Source organism: Pseudomonas sp. SDO5591_S426, assembly GCF_054070755.1.
Genome location: NZ_JBSVXD010000098.1, coordinates 1 through 22775 on the forward strand (window position 1 = coordinate 1; position 22775 = coordinate 22775).

Sequence of the window (22775 nt, forward strand, 5' to 3'; positions counted from 1 at the left end):
GGAATCGCGTTCCACTGTAGGAGCTGCCGCAGGCTGCGATCTTTTGCTCTTCAAAAACAAAAAAGCCCCGCCAGGCTCACACCTGACGGGGCTTTCAGCGACTCAGAATCAGCGCTTACGCAACATTCATCGTCTTGTGCGTATCAATCAAATGCTGCACCACACCCGGATCGGCCAGGGTGGAAATGTCACCCAACCCATCGTATTCAGCCGTCGCAATCTTGCGCAGAATCCGGCGCATGATCTTGCCCGAACGGGTTTTCGGCAGGCCCGGCGCCCACTGGATGACATCCGGCGAAGCAATCGGACCGATCTCTTTACGCACCCAGTTTTTCAGTTCCAGGCGCAGTTGCTCGTTCGGCTCTTCGCCGTTGATCAGGGTGACGTAGACATAAATGCCCTGCCCCTTGATGTCGTGCGGCACGCCAACCACTGCGGCTTCCGCGACTTTCGGGTGCGCAACCATCGCGCTTTCGATCTCCGCAGTACCCATGCGATGGCCGGAGACGTTGAGCACGTCGTCCACGCGACCGGTGATCCAGTAGTAACCATCGGCATCGCGACGCGCGCCATCACCGGTGAAGTACATGCCACGGAAAGTCTTGAAGTAGGTGTCGACGAAACGGTCGTGATCGCCGTACAGCGTACGTGCCTGGCCTGGCCACGAATCGAGAATCACCAGGTTGCCCTCGGCCTCGCCTTCGATGATGTTGCCCAGGTTATCCACCAGGGCCGGCACCACGCCGAAGAATGGACGTGCCGCAGAACCCGGCTTGAGGGCATGAGCGCCCGGCAGCGGGCTCATCATGTTGCCGCCAGTTTCGGTCTGCCACCAGGTATCGACGATCGGGCAACGGGACTTGCCGACATTCTTGTAGTACCAGTCCCAGGCTTCCGGGTTGATCGGCTCACCCACCGAACCCAACAGACGCAGGCTGCTGCCATCAGCGCCTTCAACAGCGGCAGTGCCCTGCGCCATCATCGCGCGGATCGCGGTTGGAGCGGTGTAGAGGATGTTGACCTTGTGCTTGTCGACGATCTTCGCCACCCGGGTGATGTCCGGATAGTTCGGCACGCCTTCGAACAGCAGCGTGGTCGCGCCGTTGGCCAGTGGGCCATAGACAATGTAGCTGTGACCGGTGACCCAGCCGACGTCGGCGGTGCACCAATAGACTTCGCCCGGGCGGTAGTCGAACACGCGCTCGTGAGTCATGGCCGCGTACAACAGATAGCCGCCAGTGGTGTGCTGCACGCCCTTCGGCTTGCCGGTGGAACCGGAGGTGTAAAGGATGAACAGCGCTTCTTCGGCGCCCATCTCTTTCGGCGCACAAACGGTGCCCGCCACTTTCATCAGGTCTTCGTACCAGATGTCGCGATGCTGGTTCCACTTGATGTCGCCACCGGTGCGCTGGCACACGATGACTTTCTGAATGCTGCTGGTTTCCGGGTTGGTCAGTGCGTCGTCGACGTTGGCCTTGAGCGGGATCTTCTTGCCGGCACGGATGCCTTCATCAGCAGTGATCACCACTTTGGATTTGCAGTCGATGATGCGACCGGCCAGGGCTTCCGGCGAGAAACCACCGAACACCACCGAGTGAATCGCGCCGATCCGGGTACAGGCCAGCATGGCGACCACGGCTTCGGGGATCATCGGCATATAGATAGTCACCACGTCGCCGCGGTGTACATCCTGGCCGCGCAGGGCGTTGGCGAATTTGCACACTTGTTCGTGCAGTTCGCGGTAAGTGATGTTGCGGCTCTCGGAAGGGTCATCGCCTTCCCAGATGATTGCAACTTGATCGCCGCGCTCGGCCAGATGACGGTCGAGGCAGTTGTAGGAAACGTTCAGGGTGCCGTCGGCGAACCATTTGATGTCGACATGGTGATCGTCGAAGGAAGTCTGCTTCACCGTGGTGAAAGGCTTGATCCAGTCGAGGCGCTTGGCTTGCTCGCGCCAGAAGCCATCCGGGTTGACGACGGACTGCTGGTACATGGCCTTGTAGGTCGCCTCGTCGGTCAGCGTATTGGCCAGAACCTCGGGACGAACGGGATACAGGGAAGCCGCACTCATCTTTCTTACCTCGGTGGAATAGTTGTTTTTGTATGACCCCGTTTTAGCGGGGCCGCGGCTATAGAACCATTCGACGATGGTAGTAACAAGCCCCTACAAACTGTCGTGATTAGCTGCGCAACCTGCCAGACCGGGCATTTGCGGCCATCCCCCAAACGCACCAGGTAAACGCAAATCCCTGTAGGAGCTGCCGAAGGCTGCGATCTTTTGATCTTGCTCCTTGAAAATCAAAAGATCGCAGCCTCCGGCAGCTCCTACGGGGATTGTTACAGGATCTGTCAAAGGTGTTTATCAAAACCACGGCTATATGGACGAAGCGCCCGCGCCTAAAATCTGCCCCGCCAACCAGGCAAATTCTGATTAACCAAGTTACAGCCCCCACGAAGGCAGTTAATCAAACAAGCAAGTACTCAAGCTCCACACGCAATCCCAAAAAGATTGCGTGCCCCCTCTCGCCTCAAGAAAGGTAAAACTTAAATGAAAGCTTTATTGGTACTGGCCCTCAGCAGTCTGTGCGCAACCGCCATGGCAGACGAGGTTCAGACTGATGTCGCGCAGCAACAACCCCCTATCGAGGAATACACTTACTCGATGCACCTGGACATCGCCAAAGTTATCTCCATGAGCGAAGCGCCCAATGTGTGTGAAGTTGTCCCGATGAAGATGGAATACGACGACTCAAAAGGTCAGCGGCATATTCTGCGTTACAGCGTGATGGGCAACGGCTGCTCCAGCGGCTGATTTAGACTGCACCGAATCGGATCAATTCAGCGCTTGCTGAGGGTCGATTCCAGCCCGGCTTCGGTCGGGCTCAGTTGTGTTTGCAGTCGTCGAAAAGCGTTCGGAAACACAAGATGTAGTGAAAAAAGCCATTTTTTGATTGTTTTTTGAGCAAAAGTGAATTCGAGCAAAAATTACGAAAAAAAATCTTCACCCGCCAAAGCCCTGTAAACCCTCGCTCCGACCGAAAAACCCGCCCTCTCGTCCGCTCCATGCGCGGATTCGCCCCACCACGTCCGTAAAAATTTCCCTATAATGCGGCCTTAAACGGGCCTGCAATATCCCCTTACAGGGATGAATAGCCAGTCTGAAGCCCCGCAACGGCATTCGATGCTGATTGCGCCCATCAGAGGCTCTCGGAACCCCGTAAAAATTTATGTTTATTTGCCTGCGTAGCACCGCAAAAAAACGATATCCAACGCGGTCAGTACGACCGTGTGAAAAACCAACAGACCAATTTTCACACGGGCAATCTGGCCCTCACGCAGGAGACGACACGTCATGCTGAGCTGGGACGAATTCGACAAAGAAGACACGGAAGTAGCAGTCAAGGGCACTAACGCTGGCCACGCCACCGAAGCCAATATGGACCGTCTCGACTGCGCCGGCGGTGCCGCCGCCCTGGAAGCCCGCGCCGTGACCGCCGCTGACTCCGCCGCCGTTGCCCGCGCCAAAGCTGCCCTGGATTCGCTTGACGTCGCCGAAGGCCTCGCCGAACTCGAAGGCGCCTCCGCCCGTGTCGCCGTTGACGAAAAGCGCATGATCAACTGCCGCGCCGACCTCAACCAACTCGTCCCATTCAAGTACGACTGGGCCTGGCAGAAGTACCTGGACGGCTGCGCAAACCACTGGATGCCGCAAGAAGTCAACATGACCGCCGACATCGCCCTCTGGAAAAACCCGGAAGGCCTGACCGACGACGAGCGCCGCATCGTGATGCGCAACCTCGGCTTCTTCTCCACCGCCGACTCCCTGGTTGCCAACAACCTGGTCCTGGCCGTGTACCGCCTGATCACCAACCCGGAATGCCGCCAGTACATCCTGCGCCAGGCGTTCGAAGAGGCGATCCACACCCACGCCTACCAGTACTGCATCGAATCGCTGGCCATGGATGAAGGCGAAATCTTCAACATGTACCACGAGATCCCATCGGTCGCGAAAAAAGCCACCTGGGGCCTGAAATACACCCGCTCGATCTCCGATCCGAAGTTCGAAACCGGCACCGTCGAAACCGACAAAGAGTTGCTGCGCAACCTGATCGCCTACTACTGCGTTCTGGAAGGCATCTTCTTCTACTGCGGCTTCACCCAGATCCTCTCCATGGGCCGCCGCAACAAAATGACCGGCGTCGCCGAGCAGTTCCAGTACATCCTGCGCGACGAATCCATGCACCTGAACTTCGGCATCGACGTGATCAACCAGATCAAAATCGAAAACCCACACCTGTGGGATGCCGAAATGAAGGAAGAAGCTTCGCAGATGATCCTGCAAGGCACTCAGCTGGAAATCGAATACGCTCGCGACACCATGCCTCGCGGCGTGTTGGGCATGAACGCGGCGATGATGGAGGACTACCTGAAGTTCATCGCTAACCGTCGCTTGTCGCAGATTGGGTTGAAGGAAGAGTACCCAGGGACGACTAACCCATTCCCTTGGATGAGCGAGATCATGGACTTGAAGAAAGAGAAGAATTTCTTTGAGACGCGGGTTATTGAGTATCAGACTGGTGGGGCGCTGAGCTGGGATTGATATCCGCTGAACCAAACACTCTTAAAAAGACCGCCGAAAGGCGGTTTTTTTATCACTCGAATACAGCCGACTAGCCTTAAATCCAATAGAAAGGCAGTTTTTAGTCACCATCCCCCCCAATTTTTTAGGGTAAGATCCCGCACAATAACGCAGGCGAACAGCCTACTATCGCTACTTTTTCAACAGAAGATTTTATACGTATGTCAAAAAGGGCAAAAGACATTGATACTATTTCGGCACATATCAACCATCGCCTAAAGGCAGGTCTTACTGAACTCATTGATCCATCCGAAATATATGCACTTTTCCCTAAAACCTCTGAGACGACTACAAAAGGAAAAATAAAAGATGCAATGGATCAAGATTTTCGTTTCGTAGGATTAGTTGCCAACATTTTTCCGCACACAGAAACAATCTTAAACGCCACTGAAAAAGAACTTGGTACACCTGTCGCAGGCGAAACGCTCGTCCAAGCAAACATGATCGCAAAAAATTTGGTCGACAAGCTGATTGAATCCTTCATAAAGAAATTTTGTGAAAGCTCACTTGGTGACGATTTCGACAAGGTGACAGACCAAGTTCTCACATCCTTTCAAAAACTCAATAGCCAACTACTAACCCCATACAAAGAATATCTAACACAACTTGACAATGCCACCGTATCTATCGCAGGCACACTCAATCAATCTTTACTTGTTCGAGCCCTTAGAAACTCAGGGTTTTCTGATACTCAGGAAAACAGAACCTTTAGTGAAACAGGAAAACAATCCGAAGGCGATATTAAAATTTATCACGTCGGAACTGGAAAAGATGGCAACAAGATCCTCAATATAGAAGCAAAAAGTTATGCAGCCCGCGAGCGCTTATTGAGAGGCCTTACAGATATACAAAACCCTAAAGTTGGCGTTGGCTTTTTCAATGACCCTACAGAGTTCAGTCGAAAACGTGTTGAGCTACTCGTTACTTCAGCGCAAGCTCAAGCGATTTACATGCCCCTGAGTACATATTCTGCACTTACCACTGAAGCCAGAAAAGTCGCTCACACAAGCACTGGACGTGTATGCCGGATTCTTGAGAGCGAGTTCACTCAGGACATGACTGCTTTCAAAATAAAAGGGGAGATTCCGTACATTGAGCCACGCGAGTAATCGATATTTGCCTCTAAAATCCCCTAAAGCCAAACAACAGAGTGATCCAGCTCGACCAAGGTAGCAAGGCCACCGATGGTTTATCGGGAGTTTACAGACTTCGGGGAAAGGGACACATTATTAATTTTGTCATTTGATTATTTCATGAGGCGCCGGTTTCAGATTTAGTTCATAAGCGCAGCATCAGACGCCAATTTGCGGCTTTAAGTATTGGCTGACGGATTACTCACAAATAAAAAATCTACAGAAACACTTCTAACAAAATAAGTATCTCACCCAACACGAGACCGCATCTTACTTCAAAAAATACAAATAATAACTTCCAAATAACTAAACTCAAACGCCAGAAACACAAAAATCACGTAAAAATACGTCTTAAGCCCCCACCAAACGAACACATTTTACAATACAAGACTATACGCATGTTACAGCTCGCAAAAAACCAGAACACCTCATACAAAAGTCTGTTTCACAGACTCTACAAACTCACCTAGCCCTATCAACCATTCTCTTTGCGCTCTTGCATATGTTGATTGAATCCTCTCTGGCACTACAAGTTGTAAGCCATGAGATTGCATTTCCATGGTTTGACTTTCACTAATAGCAGCTTCCATCGTAATCAAGTGCTTTTCGGTAATTCTGTGAGCCTCACTCAGAACCTGCCGCCAACGATCTTTACACGTTGTTTTTGCCCCGAGCATAAATAGCTTCTCTACAGGAAACTCAGTGTCACGGTACTCAGCAAAGCCCGGAAACATGAAATCAGGTCGAGAGTTGTTTTCAGTTGTTAAACCTTTACCTCGGCCCTGTTGAAAGCGCAAACCGTGTAGTCGGAAGATTTCATCCAAATGGCCTTCAAATGCATGACCCACCCTAGATTTCCGACGATTTTGCACGCTCAAAGAAAAACTAATGAATTCATCTACATCATCACCCTTATCGCCAAACCCCTTGCGAAGTTGCTGCTGAACTAAATGTCGCTCATAAATTCGAAAGAGCTTTTCTTCATGCTCCATCCAATCAAGGATGGTTTGATCGGGACAACCAAGCGGATCAACCATCTCCTCAATGGACTTTCGTGCATAAGAAGAGAATACGGATGTAGTAGGAAACGACTTTCCGCCAAACAAATGAACAAGCTGCTCAAGCCAAGCATCATCTCCCTTTTCAACTCGACTTATTTCAATTCCCAGATCTTCCAGCATCAGCCGCAATGGTAGAAGCAACTGCACAGCGTCCAGTGTCCCGGAGGTGAAGCTTTCGCCTACATGATCCAGACCAAATAGAAGCCGTAATTGGCTTTCAATCGAGCTACCTGCCGGTGTGAATATCATCAGCAAGGTACCATCACGCATCTTGGCGACGAGAAGAAAATCTCCTTCCTCAAGTAACTCGGTTACTGCATTCGTATTGTAATAGAGACGAAATTCAGCACTTCGATGGGGTTGCTTCCGTCGACAGTCGTACCAGGTGACCAGCCCCTCACTGATATCGGGGGCAACGGACTCATCTGTAAAATAAATTTGCTTGGCGGTGAATCGATACTCCTCACTCTTCCCGGGTGTACCTAGATACTGCTTGAACCCTGCGGCGGGAAGGCCACCAATTTCATGCTGGTGAGAACGGCCTGGATCTGCGTCCACTGCGCTCAAGTACTTGGCGGCGACACCTTCGAAGTAATCACTGATACGGTCGGTGAACATATTTTTTCATCTATCTGTAAATATTCATTACCATTTATCAGCCAATCCGCTATGAGGTCAATCAGGAAAAAGGATTTCTCTCGCTTCATTAACCTCACTGCGCATTCCCAAACGACAAGTACTCTCCACCCTTGGCCTAATAGAGAAGTCTCATGGGTTAGGTCTCTAGTCTGATTTTTTCCAATTTTCTCTAACCAAAATGCAGATCGTGTCTGGGGAGTTTTAAAATATCGACAGGTGTGTCCATGCCAAAAACAACCGTGCACAAACACCACAGCATTGTACTTTGGTAAAACCAGATCAGGTTTACCTGGGAGTTCCTTAACATGCAAACGGAAGCGAAATCCTCGCGCATGCAAAGCTCTGCGGATTGAAATCTCAGGCTTGGTATTTTTACCCTGAATGCCAGACATCATTCGAGAGCGGGTTGCGGCATCCACGACATCGACCAAGACTCACCTCAATACAATCGATAGCTCAATTCCTTTGTATACCTTAGGGGTACGTATACTCAAGGTTCGATTGAGCTATCTGATGCATTCAGAAATGGTGCCGACGCAATAAAGCACTAGCGCACTAGGTTTCGTGCTGACATGCATACCTCATTCAGGAAGGGCAAACTCCAACTGCGGCCTCTCTTCATCCAAAGTTTTTTCTTTCGCAGCCAAAATCCTGTCCTTCATCAATCTAGCCACGGCCTCAAAAACAGGGACGGCTACTGAGTTTCCAAACTGACGATACGCCTGGGTATCGGATACAGGGATCACGAAATTGCTTTCTCCCGGTTTGTCGAACCCCATCAAACGTGAGCACTCATGCGGAGTGAGTCGGCGCGGACGATTGAGCTGATTCAACTCACTGTTGAAATCTAGGCTATCCACAAACCCACGATCAACCAGAATTTCCGAACCATCCTTGTGATATCTCGCCGAGAGCGTGCGAGCGACATCGTTTGGACGCGTCAGGCCAAAGCCAAAGCCGTTGCCCTTCTCACGATGCTTTTCGGCATAGCGATAGAGATAGTCCCAAAGCTTCGGCGTAAGGATGTATTTATCATCCACTTGTTTATCCAGCAGATCACCAAAACTAGGTCGCTGCTTGGGTATCAATTTGCTGATGTCACGCAGCGTAAAACCTTGGTGAACATTCAGGTCCCGACGAAATCCTACCAGCACGATTCGCTCACGATGTTGCGGCACGAAGTGCCTGGCATCAATGACTTTAGGGTCTGAGCCCTTCGGCGCATTTACATCTGCAACCTCATAGCCCAACTCATCCAGCGCTTCGCAAATGATCCGGAACGTATTCCCTTTATCGTGGCTTTTCAGATTCTTCACGTTTTCAAGCAAGAATGCGGCTGGCCGTTTCGCGGCGATAATCCGTGCAACGTCGAAAAACAGAGTGCCTTGGGTCTCGCATTCGAAACCGTGTTTGCGCCCCAAGGAGTTTTTCTTGGATACGCCTGCCAAGGAAAATGGCTGACACGGAAAACCTGCCAAAAGGACATCGTGATCAGGAATTTCGCGTTTTATGTTCTCGTAGGCATCTGCATCGCTGACTTCGGGCTTGTCTGAAAGCGTGACCGAGCGGATATCCAAATTGAAGCGGTGACGAGATGGATCGCAGAAATGGTTCGCCTTATAGGTTTTAACGGCGTACTTGTTCCATTCGGATGTGAATAGACACTCTCCCCCTATGGCTTCAAAACCTTTTCTGATCCCACCGATACCGGCGAAAAGATCGATGAAGGTGAAGGACGGTTTGTGGTTCAAACGCTTGGGTAACAGAGCTTCCAGTCGGGTGAATTCAATGTGGGAAAGCTTCGGCGAGGCCTTGCCTTTGACCCAACGATTAATGGTTTCACGGCACCATTGGGTTGGGCTGACATCGTTAAGAATCTCGGCGAGCTGCCCTTGATCGTAGATCTCCAGCAGCTTGTGCAACAGCGCAAGATCAGTCACAGGATGAGTGTCTGGTTCATGGGAACCCAAACTCGTTTCGCTCAAGGATTCAAAAGATAGTGTTTCAACAAGATTCATGAGCCCGAATTCCTCTGGGTCAAAGCTGTGACGAATGGTCACCATTCTAGCCCAGTAAGCCTCAAAGTAAATGAAGTTTCTTGGGAACCGTGACATCAGGCTTACCAACACGGATTCGGGCCAGAGACGAAATTAACGGCGACCAAGCACTGGATATAAACACAGCATAATTTACTCTCTACCGTTGTCCAGATTTCGTTTTGTTTCTTGGAGGACAGGAAAAGTAGCTGGTTGACGGTTGACCCTGATCCACCTACCCTCGACTTTGAGCCTAAGAGACTCTACAAACCAGAGCGGCCCTCCGCACCCGACAGTCATGCGGCTTTTTTTCGTCTGCGGTTTCTCTACGTCTGCGAAAAATTCCCGTTATGTCGGGAGTGGGCGAATACAAGACCCGAAAGGGGAATATGTCCGGCCCGTCTCTGGTGGGTTTCTTAGCTCCCGACACCCTTAACGAATGCCCTAAGAAAGCAGCCAGAGGTAAAGGAAATGCCTGACTATCAAACCTTCACGATGAAGGTGAATCGCCCTGCCCAAAGATCCAACCACGCGCTTCCGCTTCAGGAGGCACGCCATGCCTGAATCACTCAAACCCGCCATTTTCACCCGTCACAATGTCCATTTACATGCCCTTCTTATAGAGAACCAGGCTTGGTTCTGCGCGCATGATCTAGGACGACTGATGGGTAAACACCTTGATGAACGCATGACGCGCAAGCTGGATGCAGATCAGAGGCAGATGATGCTCGTCGAGGTCTACGGCACCGCCAAAGAACGTTTGATGGTGAGCGAGTCAGGTGCGTATGCGTTGTTGATTTATCACTACTGCCCTGAGAATCGATTGCTGCGGGAGTGGCTGACTCATCAGGTGGTGCCTGCGCTGCGAGATGCGCTGCCATCACGCATGGTGGAGCGTCCGACGTTGAGTGTGCTCGATTGGCCGAAGATGTCGCTCTGTATGCTGCATTGGCAAGATGAACCTTGGATTCGGCTGCGGGATATGCCGTGCGTGCTGGCCGATGATCATTTCAATCGACATGAATCCTGGTGGCGGAAGGCATCACGAGTAATGCGTGGATACTGATTGCTTGGCTTTACAAAAATCCGCTGCCTGAAAAACTGGCAGCGGATTTTTTCTTTCTGAGTACAAACCGTCTACTCGCAAGCGTCGGTTTGGCGGATGTTGGGTAATTGCACAGACTTACCCACCCATTTGCATACGGTCTGACCAGTCATTTGCATCGGGTTTGAGCACGTTTCGCGGACATGATCGGCAGAGAACGCCCCATATCTGCCGCTTAGATCCGTTGTTGGAGGGTGTCTATGAAACAAGGGGTGATTCAGTACCCACTGCGGCTCGTATCGCTCGCGGCGCCATGATCCCGTCCTCGCCGTCTTTTGCCATCAGGCATTCTGGATGCGAATGGTGGCACCTTGCCTTTGCAGAATATCTTTACTACTCTCAGAACATATCCACAATATTTCAGAAATATCTCTTAGATATTTGTGTTCTTTCTTGGAATTTCTGAGGAACGTATGGAAAAAAAACGCGAAAAATTTGTGCGGCTTGCCGAGCAGCGCGTAAACCGTGCGCTCAACGATATCCGATTGATTGGAAACCTTTCCAATCGTAGCGCTTACAGTTTCACCGATGACGACGTGAAGAAAATATTCAGGGCGCTACAGAAGGAGCTGGACCAGGCAAAGTCCCGCTTCAGCGATGCAGAGAACGCATCAGGTGGTGACTTCAAGCTGTAAGTCGCCTCGCACCTCACAATCCTTCGGGGTATCCCAAAAATGACCGCTCCAGAACTTGAATTCCTTAAGAACGAAGCCGGGGAGGAAGAGGGTCTTTCCGATGCTGGCATCGAAACCTTCCGCGATGATCCATACGCAAGCTGCGCGAGGGAAGCAGGCCAAAACTCCCGAGATGCAGGCCTTAACAATGGCTTGCCAGTCCGCATGACGTTCGACCTGATCCTTGGAGAACGCGAAGAACTCCCCTTCTATGAATCGCTTGCGGGAGCGTTGGATTGTTGCCGCAGCCAGGCTCACGCGGAGAAGGAGAAGGAATTCTTCAAAAACGCATGTGCAGTGATTTCCAAAGCGACATTGCCGATTCTCAGAATCTCGGACTTCAATACCAAGGGGCTGGTAGGTCCTCCGGAGAAGAGCGGAACTGTGTTTCATTCTTTGCTGAAGTCATCTGGCGTCAGCAAGAAGGATAGCGAAACCTCGGGTGGATCTTACGGAATCGGGAAGAACGCAAATTTTGCAGTTTCTGACCTGCAGACAGTGATGTATTCGACAGTCTATGTCGGGGAGTCGGGTGAACAGGGTTTCGCCGCTCAAGGTAAAGTGAAGCTGGTATCTCATGAGGATGAGAACGGAGTACATCGTCGGTCGACGGGATACTGGGGCTTCCCGGATGGCTTCCGTGCAATTACTACCGAGTCAGTGGTTCCCGAATGGATGAGGCGTTCGGAAATCGGAACCTCAATATTCTGTGTCGGATTTCGTCAGTCGGAAGGCTGGGCGGAGCGAATGACATACTCGCTTGTGTCCAATTTTTTTGTAGCCATTCAGAATGAAGATATGGAATTCGAGGTGGATTCGGGAAGAATCAAAATCAACAGTAATACGCTTGAGGGGTTAATGTCCCGTCAGGACATTGAGGAAACCGCTGAGAAGTCGGGCCATTCCTCTGAACTCGAGTTTGCGTGCCAGTTGCACCGATGCTTGGTTTCCGAGGCAGCGACAGAAGAGATAATTGATATCCCCGGTCTGGGAAAGATAAAAGTCCGCATTCTGGCCGAGGTCGGCACGCCGCGACGAGTTGGATTCGTGCGAAACGGCATGCTTATCACCGACAACCTGAAAAACTTTGGCCATTCTTTTACGAGGTTCAATGGCGCAGACTTCATCGCGTTGGTACAACCCTGTGATGATGCAGCCGGCAAAGTCCTGAAAAAGCTGGAGAACCCTGCGCACAATGCTTTTTCTGCCGAGCGTATATCCGACCCGACAGGGCGCCGCGTCGCTGAAAAAGCAATGCGAAGCTTGGGTAATAAGTTGCGCGAGATGATTAAGGCGTTTACGAGTGCACCGGCGGAGGACTCACTGGCGCTGGACGAGTTAGGGAAATATTTCGCCTACAGGGGTAAATCTGATTCGGCGCCTGATCCAACGGGCGAGAGTGATCCTGAAACGTACACATATTCTGCAGCGCGTGTACCGGTAAGAAAGTCAGGGGGCTCCGGTAGAAATGGCAATGAGGGTGGACAGACCGGAGGGCACAAGGGCCGGAATAGCGACAAACCCGGTGGCGGGAGTAGTAATCGGCCGGGAGCCAGAGGGGCCGGAGATGCGGGAACCTCGGATAAACGAACCTCTGTCGATTTGTCAGATATAAGGAACCGCATAATCCTGGATAGCCAGGGTACAGCCAAAGCGAGAACTTTGTACTTTAGTTCTCCTGTCACGGGACTCATCGAACTTGCCTTGCAAGCAACCGGTGTAAATACCCCGGAGAGCTTGTACCCCGTAAAGGCAGGTGGGGCATCCATCAAGAACGATAAGATCTTGCTCGATGTAAAAGAGGGGGAGCGAAACACGCTTTTAGTGGAGTTTGATGAGCCCTATGATGGCCCAATTGAGGTGAACGCTAACAAGGTAGGTAGCGAGGAGGTGGCGGAATGAGGATCTCTGAGAATACTAGATTTCCGCACCCGGTGCTTGGGCTTGATACCGGCGACTTTGTCATTGGAGAGTTTAGTGTAGAAATAGAAGTCAAAGAGAATCGTTCCACTGGGGCCGTGACCTTGGAGCATGCAATAACTCTTACTGAGCCGGGAATTATTGCTCTGATTGAAAGTAATCAGGCGTCGGTTGGGTGCATTATCAAGTGCGTCGACACTTTCTTCAGTGATCTCCGGCAAATGGCCTGGTCAACCGGGAGAACAGATTTCTCCGCGGGGCTACTATTGAACCGAGTTTCGCTTCGTCCGATTGTTTGGTTGAAGACGGATCTGAGTGAATGGGATCCGGGAACTATTCATCATGAGTTCGAACCCCCTGTATCTCTCTATAATGGTGACATTATTGCTGTTGGCGAGGAGCTGATAATCAGTGTTGGACAGGCGAAGCTTGCGCCTATTGAGAGCATCTTCGATCTTGTCAAGTCGGAAAATATTCCTGAGGGAATGTTCGAGGTTGATACTACGGGCCACCGAATTGCTCTGTTGGTCAATGAAGAAATGTTCCAGACATTAGCGCAGCTTAGGCTGAAGACGGACGGTCCGGAAATTCTGATGAGCTCAATCTATATGCCAGCGATAATGGAGGTTCTCGACGCTCTCCGAAATGACGATCAGAGTTACGAGTGTTTGCGTTGGTACCAACCATTTCTTGCGAAGTGTGATTTAAAGGGCGTTCGCCTTGAGCCTAATATGTCAATCCTTAAGGCCGCACAGACTATTTTAGAACGTCCGGTGGCTCGCCTTAATAAGCTGGTGGGAGAGTAGTGAAATGACTAGTACACCTCTTAAATATTTGTCACAAGTGGTGGTTAATGAGTTAAGTGAGAATATTTCGATAAATCGAGATAGGTACGCCAGTGGGGATTTTTTCGATCTTAGTCGAGAGAACGGATGGGAAGTCGAAAGCGATAAAGTCCAAATTAACTTGGATATGCTGGCGGACCTAGATGGCACAGATGGGACCGCTGAGGCAGATATCAGAAGCTCCTTGATTGTTTACAGATCTATGCCAGATATGACGCCTGCACTAGCAAGGGAAGAGCGGGTGTGGGTAAGGCTTACCCACGTTGAGTGCTTGCAATATAGCCGTGTACGCTGGGTAAAAACGGCGAAAGGTGAAAATTTGGACAAGGTTGTCCTAGACCATTTTTTTGCTAAAGGGCGTACCGGTATTCGTGATGATAATGCTATTTCCAGGTTATGGTGGAATATGCACGTTGCGACGATTGCAGATCCAGATGACCCGGAGGGTGCACTTCGTCTGATACTCAAAACTGCCGATATTCGTCAGGCCATCGTTGAACGCCCAAATACTGCGTCGCGGCAGCCACTTGCCCGTGCAATAGTTCGTGCGATGCGGTTTAATCCATGGATCACTTCATCTGAAGCTGCATTTCGCGAATTTATGAAGGAAATGAATAGGGATGCTGGTGGTGTTTTGTTTGAGGCTATCCCTGACTCAGATGCAGATAGTGCTCTTAGTGCGTACGCCGCAAAGGCTAGGCAGCATTTGGAAGGTTAGGGATTCTCAGCTTCGAACTATAAATCTTATTTTTAAGAAAGAGGGCGTAAAATAGATCTGCTCCTCTTTCTTATGCGCATTTTTTATTAAATCAAGCCTTGTGTGGCTAGATTTCTCTATGCCTTTCTTTGGAATTCTGAATAGTCCCTAGTTTCGTAAACACCAAATCTAAAAAAAATCAGACCATCGTGTACGTCCGCTTCTGGCCGCTCCCTGCCGATCATGGTAACAAAGCGTACTGGTCAAATCCGATGCAATCGGTGGTCAGAACGAATGCAAATGGGTGTTCAAGTGGAGTGCAATTTCGCAGATGTTCCGCTTATTCCGCTTTTTGAGGTAGCGTCACAGCCCAGCGGAAACAAGCATCCTCTCCACACTCCCTAGAAACAAAGACAATTCCTAACATCATCCCAGAACCATCCTACTGCCACACACCGTCCCGTTCGCTAACGTCGCGCAGCCCGTTTACAGGGTTGCCGATGGACGAACGCACAAGGACAGTCAGTGGCTGGCAACAAAGACATTCCCAAGGTTAGAAACCCACCTTCCGGTGACGGCCATCACGTCACCTACCGCTTCATGACGCCCAGCGAACTGGCTGAGCGCGAAGCTCGGCAAAACGCCTACGAGGCCATGCTCGCCAGGCAAGAAGAATACATGCGCAAGCGCCAGGTTGCCGAGGTCGAACAGAAACCGGTTCAAGTCGGATGCGTCTTCGCCAAATCCTGCAAGTTGCCGGATGCCGTCATCAACTACTCCAATCCCTCGGGAATGGTGCCGACCGATAGCCTGAAGGACTACGGCGATATCGCCTGGCTCGGGGCTCGCGAGGCAGACGATGGCGGTTTGCTGAATCTGAAAACGATCAGTGGGAGCACCGTTGCTCTTGGCATCGGCCATCTGGCGTTACGCGTTCCCTCACTTATAGTCCCGGCACTAGGTGCCGCCGGGCCTGCTGTCTCTGCTGCTCTTGGCGGTCTGGTCGCGATTTTCTGGACGCCCAGCCTCGGCGACAGCGCCCTCTACACCGAAGACCAACTCCGCGCCCTCAAACAGGCCCGCACCCGCGTTCGCCTCAGCGTTGAACAACAAACCGACGGCAGCCTCAAGGGTTACGGCTTCTACACCGGCAAGAATCGCGATTGGGAAATGGTCGATGTCGTGCAGATCGCTTTGCGAGACAGCCAATACGTCGCCGATCTCGGCGACGGCATCGAACTGATCTGGACCCCAGCCGAAGACGGCTCCGACATTCTCGGCATCCCCAAACTAGAAGCCGCCCCGCAGGCGCCGCACATTTGGGTTTACCCGCCGACGAAGCAGGCTGACAGCATCATTGTGAATCCGGTTTATCCGCCTGAGTACAAGGATTTCATTCTTGTGTTTCCGGTGGGGTCGGGGGTGAGGCCGGTTTATATTGTGGTGAGTGTTTCTCATAAATACCACTCAAAACCGAGCGTACTACCCGCATTCCCAAGTGCAAAATGGGCACCACCCAAAACACGTATGAAGGGTGGCGGTTTACGCCCTCGCTGGAAGGATGGCTCCGGTACGATATATGAATGGGACTTCCAGCATGGAGCATTGGAGAAATACAACAAGCGAGGTAAACACTTGGGTGAGTTTGACCATAACTCAGGGGCTCAGACCAAACCAGCAGATCCGACACGGAGAATAGAACCTTGAAGCACACAGTAATGGGCGTACGCGATGGGGATGATTTCGCGTCATATGAAAAAATACTCCCAATTCTCAGTGGTGAGCTAGCTGCATTAATGGACTGGAAAACTGAAGAGGATTACGTGTACGACTACAAGCTGACAAAAAAACAAATCAACGAAATCGAGAGAATTTGCGCAATATCTCTCCCTCACAACCTGACTCTGTTTTTGACCTGTAGTGATAATTGAAACTCAACTTTAAATTACAAGGCGAATTCTCCAAGCCGCGCCCTCGATCATGCCCGCACCCGCGTTCGCCTCAGCGTTGACCAACAAACCGACGGCACCTTCAAGGGTTACGGTTACTACACCGGCAAGAACCGTGATTGGGAAATGGTTGATGTCGTGCAGATCGGTTTGCGCGACAGCCAATACGTCGCAGACCTGGGAGAAGGCATCGAACTGATTTGGACCCCGGCTGAAGACGGTTCCGACATTCTCGGCATCCCCAAACTGGAAGCCGCTCCGCAGGCGCCGCACATCTGGGTTTATCCGCCGACGAAACAGGCTGACAGCATCATCGTGAATCCGGTTTATCCGCCTGAGTACAAGGATTTCATTCTTGTGTTTCCGGTGGGGTCGGGGGTAAGGCCGGTTTATGTTGTGGTGAGTGTTTCTGACCACAAATACTATCCGGCACCGCGTGGGCTTATTGCCTTTCCTGATGCAACGAGAGCGAATCGTAAAACCCCTGTAAAAGACGGCGGTGGTCTTCGAAAACGATGAAAAACGTCAAAAGGGATAATTTTTGAATGGGACTCGCAGCACGGCACTGTGGAGATGTACGACAAACGTGGCCGTCATCTCGGAGAATATGATCCGGTGACCGGCAAGCAAACCAAACCTGCGGACAACACTAGGAATGTGGAACCATGATTTATGTAATCGAAGCCTTTTACAGAGATAACGAGCTCCTTGCATTCGAAGAAGAGCTCCCGACTGGAAATGATCAGGAAATAAAACGGATCATGGGATGGACCGCTGAACAACAGGGATGGGAGGGATATAACCTCACGAATGAGCAGCTTGGAGCTCTGGAGAGCTTGTTGGGGAAAAAGATTTATGACCCGGCATACTTATTTCAACTTAGCTGCAACGCTTGAATGCAGCCGCCCCAACTCGCTGTTCAACTATAAAAAACCTGTGGCGAGGGAGCTTGTCGGAACACCGCACCGTCCCGTTCGGCTGCGCAGCAGTCGCCAATTCGCGCAACGCGGTGTGCCTGATGTACCGCGCTTGCTGGTTTGGGGCTGCTACGCAGCCCAACGGAGCAAGCTCCCTCGCCACAGTGTCGGTACTCGACATGGATACTGTGTCGTTGATGGGAATCGCGAGCAGGCTCGCTCCTACAGGTTTGGTGGGTTACCGGAAATTTGCGGTGTGTTGAAGACAGTGAGTGCAACTCGACTCGCCTCCCGCTATTAATACCCTTCCCCTCACGGACCCGAGCCTGCCATGAAATTTGACCTCGCCTACTGCCTAAGCCTCGACGACAAGTTGTCGATCTATGACGTTCGCGATTTGAATTTCGACGAGACCATGGCGTTCGATTCCGCGAAAGAGCATTTCCAGTGCCCCAACGATGCCTGTCGTTTGGCGTTCGACGCAGTGAATGAGTTGGGCACGTTCAACGCCAAGAATGTGAATTACGTACGCACGCCGCACTTCAAGAATCTGCCGAGTACGCGGCATGTCGAGGGCTGTCCTTATGTCAGCCTGAAGTCGCCGGCATCGGGTGTGGAGGCGGAAGGTGCGGAAACGGATGACAGCCGTGAGGAGCATTTCCCGTCGGAGTTGTTGCTGACTCGGCGTGAGTATGTGCGTAAGCCCTCCAGCCCGGCGGTGGGTGCAGACACTCAGCGGGATGAGCCATTAACGCCGTCGGTGACCAGCCGCGTAGAGCAGCCAAGCCGCGATTCGGCACCGGACAAAACCAGCATCTTCGCCCACCCAGTGGAATGCTTCGTGTCGAACTTCGACGACAAGGACCTGCTCAAGCGCATGCCGTTGAAGATTGCCGAGCACACCGCGCCTTATGCTTCCTTCTTCAAAAAGATCGAGTACCTGCAGGACAACAAGGGGCTGATTTACTGGGGCAAGATCAAAGAGATCAAGGATTACACGCAGAGCTTTCGCATCGATTTCGAGAAGAAGGTCTGGTTCGAGAAGAAGCCATATTCGGTCAATGTTTACCTGAGCAAGAAGCTGATCGACACCTACCGCAAGCGCAAGGCGTTCCTGGAGGAGATCAAGCACGCCATCGACAGTGGACGTGAGTTGTATTGCTTTTTTTATGGGGTGACGCCGGAGTTGAAGCAGGTGCCGAGCAAGAAAAAACCCGAGCAGACGTTCGGGGTGTTCAGCGCCAACATCGAGAATCTGGATCACTTTATCGTGCGGGAGGCGCCGGGCTTGGTGGATAAATAAGCTCGATGCCGTTCGTCTGGCCAAAAACACAAATCAAAAATTGCATTTGATCCCGGCTCAAAACAACTGTACAAAAACACAGTACATTTTGAATCAACACTCTCGAGCCGGAGAACACCATGGCCTCTCAAGCGATGAAAATCACCCTGGAACGTATCGCCCTTTTCCAATTCACCCCGGCCCACTGCGCCCAGGCCCGAGCGATGCTGGGTTGGAGCGTGGAAGAGTTGTCGCGGGAGGCTTCGGTTTCTGTTGACGCGATTGAGCGGTTCGAAGCGCAGCAGGATGTGCTGGATGTCACTCGGTTGGCGCTGGCGTATCGGTTTGAATCGGAAGGGTTGGTGTTTTTCCCGGGGTTTGCACCGGGTAGAGGGATGAACTTGAGAGGGTCTACGCCCAACCCGGTTGGGCGGGCGGATTTTGCGATGGTGGAGTGAGCGCTTTGCTCGGGCCGCTTAACAGTAAGCGGCCCGGTTAAAGTGCGTCACGCGCTCTGCACAGTCACCCGCTCACTCTCCCCTTCCACCGCCAACCACCACGCCTCCCCACGTTGCGGATGCATCAGGTTGAACGCTTCGCCCATTTGCGGCGTGGTAATCGAAACGCTGCGTTCCCAGGCCAACGCGAGGATGCGGTCGAAGGGTTCGTACCAGGCGTGGGTTGACAGGTCGAAGGTGCCGTTGTGGATGGGTAGCAGCCAGCGGCCCTTGAGGTCGATGTGGGCTTGCAGGGTTTCTTCGGGTTGCATGTGCACGTGCGGCCAGTCGACGTTGTAGGCGCCGGTTTCCATCAGGGTCAGGTCGAATGGGCCGTATTGTTCGCCGATGCGTTTGAAGCCGTCGAAGTAGCCGCTGTCGCCGCTGAAGAAGATTCGGGTGGCGTCGTCGATCATCACCCATGAGGCCCAAAGGGTGCTGTTGCCGTCGAACAGGCCGCGGCCGGAGAAGTGCTGCGACGGGGTGGCGATGAACTGGATGCCATCGACTTCAGTGCCTTGCCACCAGTCCAGTTGGCGGACTTTGCTGGCGTCGATGCCCCACTTGATCAGGGTGTCGCCGACACCCAGCGGAGTCAGGAAAACATTGGTCTTGTCAGCCAGTTTGAGCACGGCCTCGTAATCGAGGTGGTCGTAATGGTTGTGGGAAAGGATGACCGCTTCAATCGGTGGCAACTCGTCGATGCTGATCGGCGGTTGGTGGAATCGTTTCGGGCCGGCCCATTGCACGGGTGAGGCGCGTTCGGCAAAGACCGGGTCGGTGATCCAGAATTTGTCCCGCAGTTTGAGCAACAGCGTGGAATGGCCGAGGCGATAAACGCTGTGGTTGGGCGCAGCCATCAGCGCCGCTTGGGTCAGCGACTGTACCGGGACGGGTGCTGTCGGGCGGGTGTCGCGCGGTTTGTGGAACATCGCGTTCCACAAGATGCGCAGGGTTTTGCCAACGCTTAAACGCTGTATCGGCGTGTGGTTCTGGAACTGCCCTTGTGCCTGCAGCGAGGCTTCAGGCGTGGACGCGTTATTCGCCGGGGAAACTGAATTGGCCATATCTGAATGACTCCAGAAAAACCGCACGTTTACGATTTTCCGCTTGGGACGATAAATGGCCAAGGCACGCACGCATCAGCCGAACACTCTATTTTTGACTGGGCAGGATTAACAAAACATTACACTGCACAGTGTAGTTTCAAGGTTGCATCAAAGCCGATCACAAGTAAACTGCTGAGTGTAATTTCCTTTTTTTCCTGCCGAAGCGTATTTATGACAGCTCCACAGCGCCTCACCGACCGTAAACGCGAAGCCATCATTCAGGCGGCGATTGCCGAGTTCCGTGCCAACGGTTTCGAGATCACCAGCATGGACAAGATCGCCGCCACCGCTGGTGTGTCGAAGCGCACGGTGTACAACCATTTTCCCAGCAAGGAAGAATTGTTCGCCGAGATCCTCAACCAGTTATGGGACCGGGTGACGGCAGAACAGGAGACGCCCTACAGCCCTGACCTGCCGCTGCGTGAGCAGATGAAGCGAATTCTGTCAGCCAAGCTGGACATGATGGGCGATGACAATTTTCTCGACCTGGCCCGAGTGGCCATCGCCGCCGCCATCCATTCTCCCGAACGTGCGCAGAGCATGGTTGCCCGTATGGGCGAGCGTGAAGAAGGCCTGACCGTGTGGATTCGCGCCGCCCAGGCCGATGGTCGTTTGAAAGCGGTTGCTCCTGAATTTGCCGCGCAACAGATTCAGGGTTTGCTTAAATCCTTCGCCTTTTGGCCGCAAATTTCCATGGGCCAGCCAGGCTTGACGGCCGAAATGCAGAACACTGTGGTGGAGTCGGCGCTGGACATGTTTTTGGCCAATTATCAGTTGCAATAAATGACAAGGTCGACGGCGGCGACCAACGACTGATAGCTCTGATTTGAACGACGCAATGTGTTTCAGAATGAAACTTGCGCTGAGGCTATAGTGATCCTCAGTCCAGCGCCTTGCAGAGAGCATCATGACTACCACGAGCAACGAAACCGCCGCCCCTGTCGATCACTTGCGCTTCCATCGCCATCACGCCCATCTGGCACCGACCTTTGGCAACGACAAGTTTGCCCTGCGCGCCGAAGCGTTTGCGCGATTCTTCGGTACGCCTACCTTTCTCGGTGCCCAAACGCTGATCGTGGTGGCCTGGGTATGCCTCAACCTGTCCGGTTTCGCCCACTTCGATGCGTACCCGTTCATCCTGCTCAACCTGGCCTTCAGCCTGCAATCGGCGTATGCCGCGCCGTTGATTTTGTTGGCCCAGACTCGACAAGCCGCTCGGGACAAAGCCCAGTCCGATGCCGATGCGCAGCATCGCGAAGCGTTGGCCGTAGCCAACAGTGAACGTCAGGCGCAAGCGGCGCAAAACTCCGCGCAACTGCTGGCGTTGCTCGAGCAAAACACCCACCTCACGGAAATGACCAAGGCCCTCACCGAACGCATCGAAAACCTGACCACGGAAATGCATCAGCACTTCGTGCGCAAGGATGAACCAAGGGCCTGAACGGTTTCACGGTAGTTTCAGCGATTACAAGAATTCAACAAGTGTAGAGATCACTCATGGAAAATCGCGTCATTCGCATCGCCCTGATCGGTGATTACGACCCGCAGGTCACCGCCCACCAATCGATCCCCGTTGCCCTGCGCCTGGCTGCCGAACATTGCGACCTCGATGTAAAGGGGCAATGGCTTGCCACCGATAGCATCGAAACTGAAACGTCTCTGGATGAGTTCGACGGTTTCTGGTGTGTGCCCGCCAGCCCTTATCGCAGCATGGACGGCGCGCTGCGGGCGATTCGCTTTGCCCGCGAGCAACAGCGACCTTTCCTCGGCACCTGCGGCGGTTTTCAACACGCGGTGCTGGAATATGCGCGCAACGTGCTCGACTGGTCGGATGCCGAACATGGCGAGACCTCCCCCGATGCAACCCGGGCATTGCTCACGCCGCTGTCGTGTTCACTGGTGGAGGCGATCGACAGCATTCATTTGCTTGAAGGTTCGTTGATCGCCCAGGCGTATGAAACGTCTGAGATTCGTGAAGGCTATCGCTGTCGCTACGGTGTGAATCCCGAATTTGAACAAGCGTTGCTGAAGCACGCACTTCACGCCGTCGGTCATGATGCTGAGCAAGGCTTGCGTGCGGTTGAACTCAGCGGTCATCCGTTCTTCGTGGCCACGTTGTTCCAACCGGAACGCGCGGCGCTCAAGGGCACCCTGCCGCCGCTGGTGCGGGCGCTGGTCGAGGCGTGCGTGGAGCAGCGGAATTATGGGTTTAGTCGGTAAATGATGTGGTGTTCTTCAGGCCGTCATCGCGAGCAGGCTCGCTCCTACAGTG

General features: G+C 52.5%; 20 protein-coding genes and 1 pseudogene. 16 read left to right on the forward strand and 5 right to left on the reverse strand.

The annotated features are described in order from the left end of the window. Positions 1–115 precede the first annotated feature (115 nt). The gene (gene acs, locus ACW9JC_RS18670) at positions 116–2071 is read right to left on the reverse strand and encodes an acetate--CoA ligase (RefSeq protein WP_338582533.1); all 1956 of its coding nucleotides are present in this window, start codon (positions 2069–2071) and stop codon (positions 116–118) included. A 477-nt stretch (positions 2072–2548) separates the two neighbouring features. Here acs and ACW9JC_RS18675 point away from each other — a divergent pair, with 477 nt between their 5' ends. The 3 genes from ACW9JC_RS18675 to ACW9JC_RS18685 all read left to right on the forward strand — a co-directional run bounded on the left by ACW9JC_RS18675 (position 2549) and on the right by ACW9JC_RS18685 (position 5748). Beyond that, positions 2549–2812, forward strand: a complete 264-nt coding sequence (locus ACW9JC_RS18675) for a DUF2790 domain-containing protein (RefSeq protein ID WP_457456693.1) — start codon at positions 2549–2551, stop codon at positions 2810–2812. 540 nt (positions 2813–3352) lie between these two features. Beyond that, positions 3353–4600 carry a ribonucleotide-diphosphate reductase subunit beta gene (locus ACW9JC_RS18680; protein ID WP_457456695.1) on the forward strand — a complete coding sequence of 416 codons (1248 nt, stop codon included), beginning with the start codon at positions 3353–3355 and terminating at the stop codon, positions 4598–4600. A 200-nt stretch (positions 4601–4800) separates the two neighbouring features. Next, positions 4801–5748 (forward strand): hypothetical protein, encoded by a 948-nt coding sequence (locus ACW9JC_RS18685; protein WP_457456697.1) that lies wholly within the window; start codon positions 4801–4803, stop codon positions 5746–5748. A gap of 452 nt (positions 5749–6200) precedes the next feature. Here the strand turns inward: ACW9JC_RS18685 and ACW9JC_RS18690 are convergent, their stop codons facing one another. From ACW9JC_RS18690 to dcm, 3 genes are all read right to left on the reverse strand, one after another. After that, a complete protein-coding gene (locus ACW9JC_RS18690) occupies positions 6201–7451 on the reverse strand; it encodes a type II restriction endonuclease (RefSeq protein ID WP_457456699.1) in 1251 nt (416 codons plus the stop codon). Further along, positions 7397–7891 (reverse strand): very short patch repair endonuclease, encoded by a 495-nt coding sequence (locus tag ACW9JC_RS18695; protein WP_457456728.1) that lies wholly within the window; start codon positions 7889–7891, stop codon positions 7397–7399. The genes ACW9JC_RS18690 and ACW9JC_RS18695 overlap by 55 nt, the downstream gene beginning before the upstream one ends. A gap of 162 nt (positions 7892–8053) precedes the next feature. After that, positions 8054–9490 (reverse strand): DNA (cytosine-5-)-methyltransferase, encoded by a 1437-nt coding sequence (gene dcm, locus ACW9JC_RS18700; protein WP_457456701.1) that lies wholly within the window; start codon positions 9488–9490, stop codon positions 8054–8056. A 574-nt stretch (positions 9491–10064) separates the two neighbouring features. Here dcm and ACW9JC_RS18705 point away from each other — a divergent pair. From ACW9JC_RS18705 to ACW9JC_RS18750, 10 genes and pseudogenes are all read left to right on the forward strand, one after another. After that, positions 10065–10574, forward strand: a complete 510-nt coding sequence (locus ACW9JC_RS18705) for a BRO-N domain-containing protein (protein WP_457456703.1) — start codon at positions 10065–10067, stop codon at positions 10572–10574. 452 nt (positions 10575–11026) lie between these two features. Then, positions 11027–11248 carry a hypothetical protein gene (locus ACW9JC_RS18710; RefSeq protein ID WP_457456705.1) on the forward strand — a complete coding sequence of 74 codons (222 nt, stop codon included), beginning with the start codon at positions 11027–11029 and terminating at the stop codon, positions 11246–11248. Positions 11249–11287: 39 nt separating this feature from the next. Then, complete coding sequence (locus tag ACW9JC_RS18715; RefSeq protein ID WP_457456707.1) at positions 11288–13189, forward strand: hypothetical protein; 1902 nt, start codon at positions 11288–11290, stop codon at positions 13187–13189. Further along, the gene (locus ACW9JC_RS18720) at positions 13186–14013 is read left to right on the forward strand and encodes a hypothetical protein (RefSeq protein WP_457456709.1); all 828 of its coding nucleotides are present in this window, start codon (positions 13186–13188) and stop codon (positions 14011–14013) included. Before ACW9JC_RS18715 ends, ACW9JC_RS18720 begins: the two co-directional genes overlap by 4 nt. A 4-nt stretch (positions 14014–14017) precedes the next feature. Then, positions 14018–14770, forward strand: a complete 753-nt coding sequence (locus ACW9JC_RS18725) for a DUF6339 family protein (RefSeq protein ID WP_457456711.1) — start codon at positions 14018–14020, stop codon at positions 14768–14770. Between the two features lie 504 nt (positions 14771–15274). Then, a complete protein-coding gene (locus ACW9JC_RS18730) occupies positions 15275–16456 on the forward strand; it encodes a colicin E3/pyocin S6 family cytotoxin (RefSeq protein ID WP_457456713.1) in 1182 nt (393 codons plus the stop codon). 260 nt (positions 16457–16716) lie between these two features. Beyond that, positions 16717–17367, forward strand: a pseudogene (locus ACW9JC_RS18735) (colicin E3/pyocin S6 family cytotoxin); the annotation flags it as partial. Next, entirely contained in the window at positions 17364–17594 is a 231-nt protein-coding gene (locus ACW9JC_RS18740) for a DUF7683 domain-containing protein (RefSeq protein ID WP_457456715.1), read from the forward strand. The pseudogene ACW9JC_RS18735 and the gene ACW9JC_RS18740, both read left to right, overlap by 4 nt. Positions 17595–17946: 352 nt before the next feature. After that, positions 17947–18918, forward strand: coding sequence for a hypothetical protein (locus ACW9JC_RS18745; protein ID WP_457456717.1), 972 nt, complete (start codon positions 17947–17949; stop codon positions 18916–18918). A gap of 119 nt (positions 18919–19037) precedes the next feature. Next, the gene (locus ACW9JC_RS18750; protein ID WP_416126154.1) at positions 19038–19355 is read left to right on the forward strand and encodes a helix-turn-helix domain-containing protein; all 318 of its coding nucleotides are present in this window, start codon (positions 19038–19040) and stop codon (positions 19353–19355) included. Between the two features lie 47 nt (positions 19356–19402). Here ACW9JC_RS18750 and ACW9JC_RS18755 read toward each other — a convergent pair whose 3' ends face one another. After that, a complete protein-coding gene (locus tag ACW9JC_RS18755; protein WP_457456720.1) occupies positions 19403–20461 on the reverse strand; it encodes an MBL fold metallo-hydrolase in 1059 nt (352 codons plus the stop codon). Between the two features lie 213 nt (positions 20462–20674). On the opposite strand from ACW9JC_RS18755, the gene ACW9JC_RS18760 reads away from it, so the two are divergent. The 3 genes from ACW9JC_RS18760 to ACW9JC_RS18770 all read left to right on the forward strand — a co-directional run bounded on the left by ACW9JC_RS18760 (position 20675) and on the right by ACW9JC_RS18770 (position 22723). Beyond that, complete coding sequence (locus ACW9JC_RS18760) at positions 20675–21286, forward strand: TetR/AcrR family transcriptional regulator (RefSeq protein ID WP_457456722.1); 612 nt, start codon at positions 20675–20677, stop codon at positions 21284–21286. Positions 21287–21410: 124 nt separating this feature from the next. Then, positions 21411–21944, forward strand: a complete 534-nt coding sequence (locus ACW9JC_RS18765) for a DUF1003 domain-containing protein (RefSeq protein ID WP_457456724.1) — start codon at positions 21411–21413, stop codon at positions 21942–21944. Positions 21945–22000: 56 nt separating this feature from the next. Continuing rightward, a complete protein-coding gene (locus ACW9JC_RS18770; RefSeq protein ID WP_457456726.1) occupies positions 22001–22723 on the forward strand; it encodes a CTP synthase C-terminal region-related (seleno)protein in 723 nt (240 codons plus the stop codon). Positions 22724–22775 lie beyond the last annotated feature (52 nt).